Source organism: Halopseudomonas pelagia CL-AP6, from assembly GCF_000410875.1.
Taxonomy (GTDB): Bacteria; Pseudomonadota; Gammaproteobacteria; order Pseudomonadales; family Pseudomonadaceae; genus Halopseudomonas; species Halopseudomonas pelagia.
This window is the reverse complement of the sequence record NZ_AROI01000036.1, coordinates 1-11,939: the sequence shown is the minus strand read 5'-3', so window position 1 is coordinate 11,939 and position 11,939 is coordinate 1. Positions and strand designations below refer to the sequence as shown.

Below are 11,939 nucleotides of genomic sequence, written 5' to 3'. Positions count from 1 at the left end.
GTGCTGACCGGATGCTTACGATCTATCAATGAAAATGGCGCGATCGACCATGCCCGTAAGCTGGCGCAAATTTATCTTCGAGAAGGCAAGGCCACGTCCTCCCAGGAAGCCGTATCCTTGGCAAATAGAGAAGTACAGCGCCTAGAGGAAAACAGCCGTGGTGAGCAGATCAACCGCCAAGCGCGGATTGAGCTCGAGACCGAGCGTCAACCTGAGCTCGATCCGAGCGGAGCGTTGTTCGTTTAAGACAACCTCGTGAGCCCAGTCACTTGGGGTGGCTGGGCATTCTAATCGCAAAAGAGGATTACCTGATGCCACCGCGTGCGCTTTATCGCACTGACCAGCTTGAGATCGTAAAGCGTAAGCTTCCGGGGATTCTTACATCGACCATCAAGGAAGTGGCGTGTTTGGCTAAGCATTGCCACCCGGACGAGGTGAATCATCTGGCAATAATACTCGCAGAGGCCCCGACACTGCTACATCACAAGTGGCTCGCGCAGATCATGGGAAGCGTACCTATCAATGCTTGGGTTGAAGGCCCGGATAGCGAGCCGTATGTATCTTCCCCAAAAGATGCATCTATGCGTTTTCTCAGCGAGCGGCTTCCTAAGCGGGAACGCACAAAGCGTGATCAGCTGGAGACTTTCCGCGCTGTGCTTTTTCAAAATCTCCTATCTGGTATGACTACGCGGAGAAGGCACTTTCACCAGCCAATGCTAGGAATTGCGTCGCAGGAGGAATTGAAACGTTGTTTTCCCGGTTGGACTCAGCCACCTACGGAAACTAATTTCGGATTAGAGTTGCTTCACCTTGAAAACTCGCTTGATGCGACTGCGACCTATGAGGAGCAGAAATGGACTAGGGAGAATGCCCATCCCGAAGCGGAAGCTTTGCCAGACGGCGTAATCCGTCAATGCTCCGCAAAAGCACTGAATCTTTGGCTTAGTCAACTGGCGCATTGGATACGAGAGGACACCTTAGAAGCCGAAAAGGGCCCAAGTAGCATGTTGGCGCTTGTTAGCGCTAACCTATCTGCCAATCGGGCTACTTTGGAATATTCGGCATTGGATAACAGAGGTGTAGAGGCTGCGGAACTCACGGTGAATTTTCTGAAGGCCCTAAACGCCAAGGGTATCACCGAGGTACCATTTGAAATGGAGGCGCTTGCACCAGGTGCCGCTCTAAACGTTCTGAAAGGTATTTTGCAGGGGGGGTTCTCCCACGGAGGGACATTCATCGATCCAGGTGGGTTCTTCAACCGCCCTATGACCGATTCGGATATCAATATTGTGGTCACTTGGGCTTCACAGGTTCAAAACTGCTATATTCAATGCCAAGCGGCGAGCAAACCATTTACAGCTGTCACGGCAGCACACGGGAGCTCGAATAATCTGTTCATCTTTGCTCTGACACTAGTCGGAGCTTTCTATCAGCATACTCGCACCAGCCAAGAATTCACGGGCCGGAGCAACCCGTTTTACTCAGTTTTTCCGGGGCGTGCTTTGCATAAATCAAAAAGGGTCATCCATCCACCGACCCACGCGTTAAACGTGCTGATGCAGACATATGGGCTCATCTTTTTTGCTAACTCCAATTGGGATCTTCTCCCCGACAGAGTCGTCGCCAGAGCTGAAACCAAGCGCATCAAAAAATCTCACCTGCAACAATTGCTGCACTTTGCGACAAAAGGCCGTTCATCCGCCGAGCTGGTGCTCCTGCATGGACGGCTTCGAGCCTTTCGAAGGCAATCCATGCTGGCCAGCACCTGACAACGCATATCGTAGATGAGCAAACAGATCATCAGTAAACTCACCACGTTGCCGCAGATCCAGTAACAAAATCTCGGCTTTGGCATATGCATACCCTTCTTGGAATACCGCATCCAGGCCGGATTGCGCGGCCTGGATCACCAGGCGCGTGTCGTCGGTTGGGTATGGTAGTTCGCAGATGATGCCTTTGGCGAATTTAGCCTCGTCTGGATTGAACATGCCGGGGCGGATGCTGATGCGCACCTTCTTGCACAGTGATCCCTGGGCACGCAGCTTCTCAAATGCTCTAGCCACATAGGTGGCCGAGCCAAACACCCGAACCACCCGCGCCAGTGCTGTATCGGCACCGGCGCGCATATCCAGCGGTTCGGTCGCCAGCCAGATTTCATCAATGCGGATCATCCCAGCAGACCCCGCAACAGGACGGCACACTGATGGGCCTGTTCTGTGGGCCACTCCACCACAACCGCACCACCGGCACGGGGTATCTCAATGCGGATGGTATTGCCTGCATTCGAGATCGATCTGCTGGCCGGCGGCGAAGCGTTGGTGGGCAAGCTGATTGGCATAAACCCGGGCGTTGCCAGCTGTGATCCGTCTTCTCGCGCCTGACTGATCCAGCGTCTGACCAGGTTGGCATTGAGATCATTATCCAGGGCAATACGGGCCACGGAGACGCCCGGCTGCCGGCATTGAACAATGATGCTGGCTTTGAATTCAGGAGAAAAACGGCGGCGTGTACGTTCAGGAGTGGTTACGCTTAATGAGTTCATCGATAGTGTCCACTAGAATATAAGTGGACACTATCCTGACGGCTATAACGGGACGCTCAAGACGGGATCACCGGACGCTTACTTTGCTCAGGGCTCTCGTAAGGAATCTCTTCGCCGTACTCTTCGTAGTCATCAATGGCTTATCCTTTCAGCAAGAAACACCTTAGCAAAATGTGCGTGTACCGAGCGCTTACAATCATCCAGCGGTTTCCTGAATTAGCAAGAAACTAAACGAACATTGCTCCCGTCGTCAGAGTTTGATTGAAGGGGTCGAAAGTGTTGGATCGGTGCAGTGTTTTCACCTGCCAAAGATAGAATGATCGCACCGCACCTTCCAGTGCGTCCTCCCCCTCCCGATAGCACCTCCCTCGTGAAGTAAGTGCTGTACCGCAGTTACCACTGAACTGCATGGGGCGCGCAGTTCCCCAACCCGCATTCCAATAACAGAGGTCCGCGATGACCTGCTCGTCAACCTTAATCTCCAACTGTCCCCCGCGAGGAGTAAGTTCGGCTTGGTCGGTGCTAGGAAGCGTCGGAAGGAAAAGCCTTCCAGGATATAGGTCGTGTTGGAGATACCCCAAACGGTCGATACCAAGCGGCGCGGCAAGCGGCCAAGCCTTGCATTGGTCCTCCATCAGCCTATCTAGCGGGGGGGAAGCGAATACGGTTGTCGTGCTCAAAGGTTCAGGAGATGCACTACGAAGCATCCAACCGTCGGCCCAGAACTCCTCTAGATGTGCGGCTAAGTCAGCGTCGGCAATACTACTCTCCTCAGCTTGTGACCACCGGATGAGTGAAACCTCCACACACCGCTCCATTGACACAAATATTGGAGAAGTGAACGCGATCAGTTCGTCATCCGGCCGCGCTGTTTTTACGCGGGCTACCAAGCCTCGCATAGATGATTCGATAGCCTCTCTATCGCCATCGAAGTCAGTTGTAGCGGGGAACATGACAACCGAGGTCAGTTCAGATCTTGTTGCGGATTGGATGCATAAAGTTGGGTCATACTCATGCGCTGTGCTTGAATTGCCATTTCAGGTAGATGAGCGAAGTACGGCCCATTCGGGACTCTACAAAGGCTCTTGCATATGTTCGCCTGCATTGGTGCGTCCTCAACCGCCAATCGCTTCCAGCGGCCTTTGCTAAACTATCAAACGCAGCATTGGAAGCACTCCCACTAAGGGCCTGAACATATTGACCCTCAATTTTTCCACGTGGAGCATGCCGTTCAAGAAATAGCTTTTTCGAATCAGTTCGAGCTTTTTTCAAGCCGTAGTAGATGCTCAGCGGGATTATCAGGATTGGCAATTCTCGAAAGATATCTGATCTCTTGCTCCAACTCCTTTCTAATTGTCACCGAATATTTGCCCAAGAGATCCAGCGCATCAAGAGTAAGCTCTGGAACAAGGTACTCTACAAATTTTCAGATATCGACAATGCCCATGGACACACCTATTATCTACAAAGTTGATTTACTCTCGCTACCAATGGAACTGAATCCTCGGCATTGTTCAGTACGCGCGTGATAAACCCTTCCAGTTGCGACGATTGCGTAGTGTCAGGCCTCAGTAAATACGTAATGAGTGCGGAGCGTTCCATATTCAGTGGTCGCGCCACAATCTCTGGATACTGGCACATTGCAACATGTGACAATGTGGTAAATCCCACACCGTATCCAGCCGCGACCAATGCCAGCATCATATCCATGGAAGTCACATGCTCTATCACGATGGGTTCGGTGTCACCCCGACGCAAAATCTGATTGAGCTGGTGGCTACATCCCGCATAGATTTCCGGATGGCATAATATTAGCGGATGACGAAGCAGGTCCGACAAGGGGATCTCAGCATGAACCAAAAGTGGGTGCCGTATCGGTACGGCAACCACCAAAGGATCGCTCCAGACGGGTTGTGCAACAATCGAATCCCCCACATCCGCTGAACGAGAGAATCCCGCATCAAAAGTGTTATCGCGCAGTCCACGCAACTGCGCTAACAGCGGTACTTCTATTATCCGAATTTCTACATCCGGTACCTCTTCCCGGCAGCGTGCGAGAACCGGCGCCAGTTGAGGCAGAGCCGCACCGTCAGACAATGCGATTCGCAATGTGCTGCGATAGCCAGATGCCGCAGCCATCACGCTTTGTTTTGCATGCTCCAGAGCCATGAATACATGCTTTACTTCTTGTAAAAACACCTTACCCGGATGCGTTAAGCGAGTACTGTGACGGTCACGCTTTAAAAGCACGACACCCAGCTCTGTTTCAAGCTCTTTTATGGTGCGCGATAAGGGCGATGGCTCAATGTGCAGCCGTTTTGCCGCACGTGTGAAATGTAGCTCCTCGGCTACTATCAAAAAACACCGCAGATGCCGCAGATCCATGGGGGCTCCAATTCTATTTTAGGGTTAGCATTGGAGCAATACTGGCCAGCGGCGCGCCCGCTCACGGCTCCGATAGCGTGCAGATATTCACTAACAGTTATAATCAGTATCTCTGGTTCGCAACAGCAATTTTCATACCTCAAGGGAAGGTCTGAAATACCGGCCATATGGGCGGCGATTATGACCTCGGCTCACAAAAAAAACATTTCAGGAACGATTTCATCGCCCTCAGTCGCGTTTTCAGCTCGTTGCAGCCCCTTTTCGGCCATCCAGGCCGCTGTACCCAGTACTCCGGGCGGATTTATCCTGCACTTAACAGCTGTTTTCGGGCCATCCATAGGTTGGCCAGGGCGAACAAGGTATGCAACTGGGCCGTGTTCTTCGCCAGGCCCTTGTAGCGCACCTTGGTGAATCCGAACTGGCATTTGATCACTCGAAACGGATGCTCGACCTTGGCTCGTGTACTGGCTTTGGCCCGCTCGATTCGGCGCAAGCCTTTCTCGATCAGCTTGGTTTTGCTCAATGTCTTGAGCTTGCCTGGGCGCATCGCAATCGACCAGACCACCTGCTTGCGCCCTTTGTGTTCATCCCGTTTCTGAACGCCGGTATAGCCGGCGTCACCGCATACATGGGTTTCTTCGCCATGCAGAAGCTTGTCTACCTGAGTAACATCGCCCGCATTGGCCGCCGTCCCCACGAGACTGTGAACCAGCCCTGACTCAGCATCAACGCCAATGTGGGCCTTCATGCCAAAATAATACTGGTTACCCTTCTTGGTCTGATGCATCTCGGGATCGCGCTTACCTTCTTTGTTCTTGGTCGAACTGGGTGCATGAATGATGGTTGCATCGACCACGGTGCCGTGGCGCAGCATTAGCCCGTGCTCACCCAGGTAACGATTGACCACTTCGAACAACGCCGTGGACAGGCCGTAGCGTTCCAGCAGCCGACGGAAGTTGAGAATAGTGGTTTCATCCGGAATGCGATCAAGTTGAAGGCCCGCGAAGAGTCGCAAGATGGTGGTTTCATACAGCGCTTCTTCCATCGCTGGATCGCTGTACCCAAACCAGTTCTGCATCAGATGAACTCGCAGCATCGCGTCGAGCGGGTAAGCAGGTCGACCACCTTCGCCCTTGGGATAGTGCGGCTCGATCAGCGCCAGCAATGGCTTCCAGGGAACCACTTGATCCATTTCCAGCAGAAAGCGCTCACGGCGGGTCTGCTTACGTTTACCAGCGTATTCGGCGTCTGCAAAGCTCATCTGTTTCATGCGGTGGTCTCGAAAATGGCGCTGACGCATTTTACCTTTTCAGGAAGTCTTTTTCAGACCTTCCCAAGACAAGATAGTACAAAGCGACTTACACCTGATATTAAACGAAAGGCTAACGTCGGAGGCTGAAATAGAGAGTTTCGCAGGACATATTACAAACAGATGAAAAATGTTACGTAACACTTGCCATATACCTTCCGTTTTCAACTGTTTTTATAGTTCCGGTGAATTATTCCGGAACATCAACCATCCTACTCATATGTCGACTTTAAGTTTTTACCAGATGAATCCTGTAAAAACCGATTAACTGCCTGAAGCATCGATAGATCCAGATGCGTTAGTTTCGGCTGATTCCGCTTTCAGTGCCAGATAAGGGTTGTTCGTGGGGGCCAGATCAAATAGTACGGACGCCTCGTTCAGCAGGTAGCCGTGAAGTTGCCTGGTTTTCCGCGGCCCAGAGACTACGCAGATCCATATGTTCAGGCCACTCGGGTGTTTGCGGTGCAATTGAAGCCGCTCGAATCGCTTCTGTACCCAGCGCCAATCAGACAAGCCTTCCTGCTTTGCCAGCGCTTTGACTTGCAGATATTCCTGCGCATAACGCTGGAATATCCCGGGGCTGACGAGGTAGGCAGTATCGGCCACGGTATGTACCAGCGCACGCGCATCATTGATGATCAACTTGCGTGCCTGGATGCCATGACGTAGCCAGCCCATGAAATGCTCCCCCGACGGCTGCTCGGTTGGGGGAGCCACTGTTGGGGCTGTTTGTTCGATTGGAACTGGCCGCACTGGTTGGTTACTCGGGATGGTAGTAGGTGGCACCGGCTTCTTCTGTTCTGGCCCCCCTTCACTCGCCGATGCAGTGGAATCCTCGAACAAATTCAGGAGAGCGGCTACATCGTCAACGACTGGTCTGGATGCATTGCCGGATACAATGGATGGTGGAGGTAGCACGCCGCTCTCAGTCGGTAGCATCGCTGTGGTGGGCGGGATGATCTGGGGCTCGAGGCTATCTGCACCTGCCTCGCCTTGCTGCGGTACCACGGTTCCAGCATATGAATTAGGCCGCTCCTCCGCCTCCCAGATCAATGCAGGCGCCAGACGCAGAAAAGTGAACGCGTGCGACCAACCGGCATCACTGGTCACCGTAGCTTTCCAGATCGCCTTGCCATCAGGTGTGGGTTGCAGGATGCCGTGATCCTGCAACACGTTAAAGACGGCAGTATTGTTGGCGGGGATGCCATCGATTCCCTGCGAAAGCAGGTGTGCACGCAGCTTATCCGAGACGGTTTTACTGACCAGCCAGAGCGCATCTTCGGTAAACCACCCATCCGACGCCTGGGGCTGATTGAGCTTCAGCTCCTCGCGCAGTAGGTAACGTAGGCCTTCGAGCAGTTTGCGCTGCAGAGCATGCTTGGGCGCAGCCATGGCCTTGGTCGGATCGCCCCCGAGTGCCTGGGCCACCGACGCCTGATCGGCTTTGATGATCAGCTCACCGAGTACGCCGGAGTGTTCGTATTGGCCGGCCAGCACATACAGCAGCGAAGACCATAGTTCGGGATAGTTACTGAGCCAATCCAGAATTTCACAATCGAGTACACGGGTATAAAGCAGCCCGGTAGCGGCGCCATGCAGTCGGTACTCACGATCCTTACGGTAGCGAAAGCGGTACGGGCGTCGCACTGGGCCATGCCACGGGTGCCAAATACCGCCGTCGGTGTATTCCACATGAAGATCCACCGCTATCTTACCAATGTCATGGAGCAAGGCGGCATAGGCTATGGCGGCTGTCCAGGCTTCGGCCTGAGCAGATTGATCCTCGGGAGCAGCACCAACAGGCAACAGATGTGATTGCTTCAGCTTGAGGGCAAAGGCAACAATTTCCAGACCATGATCCAGCATGCCCCCATGGTAGGCATGGTGATGTGCCTCGGAGGCGGGAAATTGCTGGACCAGTTCTGCGTAGCGCTCCAGAGGCGCCAGATACAGCTTGGCAAACTGCTTGCGAGAGAGCGAGGTGCGTTGCCAGATATGTTCCAGCAGACGCTGCCTGCGTGCCGTTGCGAGCAGTGCAGTGGCCGACTCCGGTTGAATCAGCCCGCTGGGCAGTTCGGCTATCGGAAGTGAGGTGGTGCCGGTGACCGGCGGTTTCCTTTTGCGCTGGAACAGCGAAAGCATGGCAGCACCCCGTAGTAGGCTGGGTCTGGGCAACCTTTTGGCCTTTCCGGGTAGAGCCTTTCCCCTTGCGTCCCATTGCCTTTACCCTTGTTCAAAGCCTTTACGTATAGGCGGGAACGGGTCGCCAGACGCCAAAGAAAAGGATACCGGCGCAGCCGCTTTTTCTGGTTTCGCCAGGCAACCCTGCCTCAGTCCCTGGAGGGTGAGGCGGCCAGGCCTGCATCAAGGGCATCAGCCTGCGTAACGAAGTCTTGCGGACGACGTTGCTTGAAGGTGCTCAGGTTCGCAAGCTTCCAGCGCAGTGTCGGCAGCTTGTCGGCATGTGGGCATTGCAGGAGTGACCAGTCGGGTTACGTACGGGTCATCCCGCTCAGGAACTGCCGGTGGGCGGCGCTCAGCCGTTGCGGCAGTTCCTGGCGTAGCTGGGCGCGGGTATCGAGCAAGGTTTCCAGCGAACAAGCCACCTCGGTCATGCCGATGAAGGCACGTTCATACATCCCCGGCGATATCCTTGTCGTTGCCAAACAGCACTTCATGGGGTGGTCGGCTGTGCCCCGCCAGATAGCCCACGAAGCACTCGACCATCGCATCGGTCAGGCCGCCGGTCTCGAACAACTGCCAGACGCCGAACAGATCCCGCGGCTGCTGGCGATCCAGCGCCGCCCCTGGTTTCCCGGCGTAGAGTTCGTCCGGGGCCAGGACAGGCACCTCGAATTCGATTCCGAACAGATCGCTTGCCCTGGCACTCAACGGCCTGCGCTCGATGGACAGCACGGCGGTGACCACCAGCGCACCCTGGAGCAACCATAAAACCCGATGTGATACATATTTCGATCAGATAGGTGATAGACATAGGAGTCTTGCAGGGCGGCGATCTTTCTCCCAGACACAACGTTTTCAACGCCCCTGCAGATGCTCCGTTGGCACCATCCGCTGATGCAGCACCGCAAACACCACTAGTTGCTCTTCCTTTATTCGGTAATAAAGCATGTGGCTACCATACGGAAAGCTGAACACCCCCTCCCCCACATCCAGCCTGACAACCCCCTGACCGGGAAATTCGGCTAATAGCTCAATCGTCTCCCTCGTGCCCTGCAGGTACTTTCTGGATTGCTCCTGCCCCCACGTATTCACTGTGTAACGGCGGATCGCAGTCAGATCCTGCTGCGCATCACGGGTTAAACGAAAGCCTGACGCCATCAGTCATCGCTTCCCTGCAACAGCTGATCAAAAAACTCGCCCCCATCTACCGTTTCACCGGAAGCAATCTGCTCCTTGGCTCGCTCCGCCCTTAATCGCAGCAGCTCCAGCTTGAGCTCTTCACTACTGACAAAATCTTCAGCCGCAACCAGCACTGCCACCGGTTTGCCGTGCTTGCTGATATAGACTGGCTCACGCTGGGACCTTAACAGCACCTCACCAAACCGAGACTTTGCTTCGTTTGCCGTCATCAAGTGCATAGACATAGCTTGCCACTCCAATAATCCAACACCGTCATTCTATTCGAATCGCACGAATCATTCGTTTCGATCGAAACAAGACCAAGCTTAGCACGGTTTATGGCAGATGGAGCTCTCTGCCCCCATCAAAAAAACACATACTCACTCATTACTGTCGTGACCATGACGTCATTTTTATTTGGAGACTCAATCATGACAGCACGATGCCCCAGTGCGGTTCAGCACACACGTTCTACACAGCGAGAATTGCCCACCGCTCTCCAAAACCTCTTCCACCTAAGGCATACTGATATCACAGGTATGTGAGACAAATATTCTGCATAAAAAGGAAAGAACAGATGAAAGCCTCCTCCTTAATTATCAGTGATTCACCTCAATCTGGTGAATGGCGTGGGGTAGCGCTACCTGATGCGCTATCAACAGCACATCAAGAAAAATTGCTTATGCTGTGCTGCGGAATTTTGACCGTCCGTAAGGCCGAAAAAGGAATCCAGGTGCTTTGTGATAGCGGGAAGGATATCATCGACATTTCTGTTCTAATCAATCAGATGGTCGCTGATATCCTTCTGCGCGAGCGCATTTCCGAGCGCTCTACTATAGAGCTTAATGATCTGGTAGAGAGGGCTCTATGCTCCATGCTGACAAAGTGAACAGGACAGTACTATTTCCCTTTGGCTTCCACCGACTAGGCAACGACTCAGTTGTGGCCATCAGCGCAACAGGAGACTACACATTCCTGAGTCAAGTAGAACTTTTAGCTCTGATAGAAAGTCCTGACTCCCTAGCATTGGAAAGAAGGGCTGAATTACAGTCAAAATTTTTCCTGAGGGGACAGAGCTCAACAGGTAGCTCGCAGCTGCTCCTCTCCAGGATAATTACAAAAAAAGAGACTGTTACAGGAGGTGCCTCTCTCCACATCCTAGTTCCGACACTTCAATGTGAACATTCATGTCAGTACTGTCAAGTAAGCAGGAGTTTGGACGCTACTGGGTATTCAATGACACCGAAACAGGTAACGGCCGCCTGTAAAACCATTTTCCAGAGTCCAGCCAAAACACTTACAATCGAATTCCAAGGAGGAGATCCGCTTATTCGCTTCGATCTGATTCAGCAAGCAATCGAGCAGGCTCTCGAAATTAACGAAACCGAGCAGCGTAATCTTCGTTTTGTGATCACCTCCACACTTCATCAATTAACCCCAGACATATGTGATTATCTCAAAAAATATAATGTCTATCTTTCAACCAGTCTCGACGGGCCAGCCTCCACAATAGGAATAGACCAAATTCAAAGCGTGATTCCTATGAACGAACCCTGGATGGAATCGCCATGGCGCGTAGGTTCTTGGGCCACCACTCCGTCTCAGCGCTGATGACTACAACAAAAGCATCTCTTGACTACCCTGAAGCCATAGTGGACGAATATGTAAAGCATGGTTTTAGTGAGGTATTCATCAGACCCTTAAGCCTTTTTGGATTCGCGAAGCGTAACATCAAGCACCTCGGATATTCACTTGAGAACTTTGCAGATTTCTATTCACGAGCGTTGGATAGGGTGCTCTACTGGAACAGAAACGGAGTGGAGCTCCGCGAAGGCACTGCAGCGCTAATCCTCAATAAAATACTATCCTCATTTGATGCTGGTTATGTGGACTTACAGAGCCCCTGCGGAGCGGGTTTAGCCGTTTTAGTCTACAATTATGATGGCTTTGTATATCCTAGTGACGAAGCTCGCATGTTGGCTGAGACTGGAGATGTGTCCCTTCGATTGGGGGAAATTGGCACGCCGTTTGAGGCATTGATGCGCACGCCTCTCATGCAGCATTTGGCGACCTCTACCCTCTCAACACGAGATCCTCACTGCTCCTCATGCGCTTTCAATCCGTATTGCGGACCTGATCCTGTTGGAGCACAAGCTGAATTCGGCTCCATCGATGCACCTTCCAGAATGACTGAACATTGCAGGCGCAATACCTGGCTGTTCGACTACTTCTTCCGAAAACTCCAAGTTGCAGATACAACCTTTCTGGACTTGGCATACCAATGGGCGCAGCCTGCCGGAAGCCACAATGCGTAAAGTTATTGTTAATGGCCAATTAATC

At 52.8% G+C, this 11,939-nt stretch carries 11 protein-coding genes and 2 pseudogenes; 5 read left to right on the top strand and 8 right to left on the bottom strand.

All coding sequences use genetic code 11. The features are described from left to right. Both K787_RS25640 and K787_RS25160 read left to right on the top strand, forming a co-directional pair. Positions 1-246: hypothetical protein (locus K787_RS25640; protein ID WP_028615151.1), on the top strand; the 246-nt coding region annotated here is incomplete at its 5' end. A 65-nt stretch (positions 247-311) separates the two neighbouring features. Further along, a complete protein-coding gene (locus tag K787_RS25160) occupies positions 312-1,769 on the top strand; it encodes a hypothetical protein (protein ID WP_152486873.1) in 1,458 nt (485 codons plus the stop codon). Between the two features lie 9 nt (positions 1,770-1,778). On the opposite strand, the pseudogene K787_RS25635 reads toward K787_RS25160, so the two are convergent. From K787_RS25635 to K787_RS0120045, 8 genes and pseudogenes are all read right to left on the bottom strand, one after another. Continuing rightward, a pseudogene (locus K787_RS25635) lies at positions 1,779-2,072 on the bottom strand (DinB/UmuC family translesion DNA polymerase); the annotation flags it as partial. A gap of 95 nt (positions 2,073-2,167) precedes the next feature. Further along, positions 2,168-2,542, bottom strand: a complete 375-nt coding sequence (gene tnpA / locus K787_RS0120085; protein WP_022964602.1) for an IS66-like element accessory protein TnpA — start codon at positions 2,540-2,542, stop codon at positions 2,168-2,170. A 1,458-nt stretch (positions 2,543-4,000) separates the two neighbouring features. Next, entirely contained in the window at positions 4,001-4,927 is a 927-nt protein-coding gene (locus tag K787_RS0120075; protein ID WP_022964600.1) for a LysR family transcriptional regulator, read from the bottom strand. 301 nt (positions 4,928-5,228) lie between these two features. Next, positions 5,229-6,197, bottom strand: coding sequence for an IS5 family transposase (locus tag K787_RS0120070; RefSeq protein WP_028615150.1), 969 nt, complete (start codon positions 6,195-6,197; stop codon positions 5,229-5,231). Between the two features lie 303 nt (positions 6,198-6,500). Beyond that, entirely contained in the window at positions 6,501-8,378 is a 1,878-nt protein-coding gene (gene mobH / locus K787_RS0120065) for a MobH family relaxase (RefSeq protein WP_022964599.1), read from the bottom strand. Between the two features lie 188 nt (positions 8,379-8,566). Next, positions 8,567-9,155: pseudogene (locus tag K787_RS23930) on the bottom strand (nucleotidyl transferase AbiEii/AbiGii toxin family protein); the annotation flags it as partial. A 120-nt stretch (positions 9,156-9,275) separates the two neighbouring features. Continuing rightward, complete coding sequence (locus K787_RS0120050; protein ID WP_022964596.1) at positions 9,276-9,578, bottom strand: type II toxin-antitoxin system RelE/ParE family toxin; 303 nt, start codon at positions 9,576-9,578, stop codon at positions 9,276-9,278. Then, positions 9,578-9,844, bottom strand: a complete 267-nt coding sequence (locus K787_RS0120045; RefSeq protein ID WP_022964595.1) for a type II toxin-antitoxin system prevent-host-death family antitoxin — start codon at positions 9,842-9,844, stop codon at positions 9,578-9,580. Before K787_RS0120045 ends, K787_RS0120050 begins: the two co-directional genes overlap by 1 nt. Positions 9,845-10,176: 332 nt before the next feature. On the opposite strand from K787_RS0120045, the gene K787_RS0120040 reads away from it, so the two are divergent. The 3 genes from K787_RS0120040 to K787_RS25625 are packed head-to-tail and all read left to right on the top strand — an operon-like array spanning position 10,177 to position 11,914. After that, complete coding sequence (locus K787_RS0120040; protein WP_022964594.1) at positions 10,177-10,488, top strand: hypothetical protein; 312 nt, start codon at positions 10,177-10,179, stop codon at positions 10,486-10,488. After that, positions 10,467-11,210, top strand: coding sequence for a radical SAM protein (locus K787_RS25630; protein ID WP_235801966.1), 744 nt, complete (start codon positions 10,467-10,469; stop codon positions 11,208-11,210). Before K787_RS0120040 ends, K787_RS25630 begins: the two co-directional genes overlap by 22 nt. Next, positions 11,168-11,914 carry a hypothetical protein gene (locus K787_RS25625; RefSeq protein ID WP_235801965.1) on the top strand — a complete coding sequence of 249 codons (747 nt, stop codon included), beginning with the start codon at positions 11,168-11,170 and terminating at the stop codon, positions 11,912-11,914. The genes K787_RS25630 and K787_RS25625 overlap by 43 nt, the downstream gene beginning before the upstream one ends. The last annotated feature ends 25 nt before the right edge of the window (positions 11,915-11,939 follow it).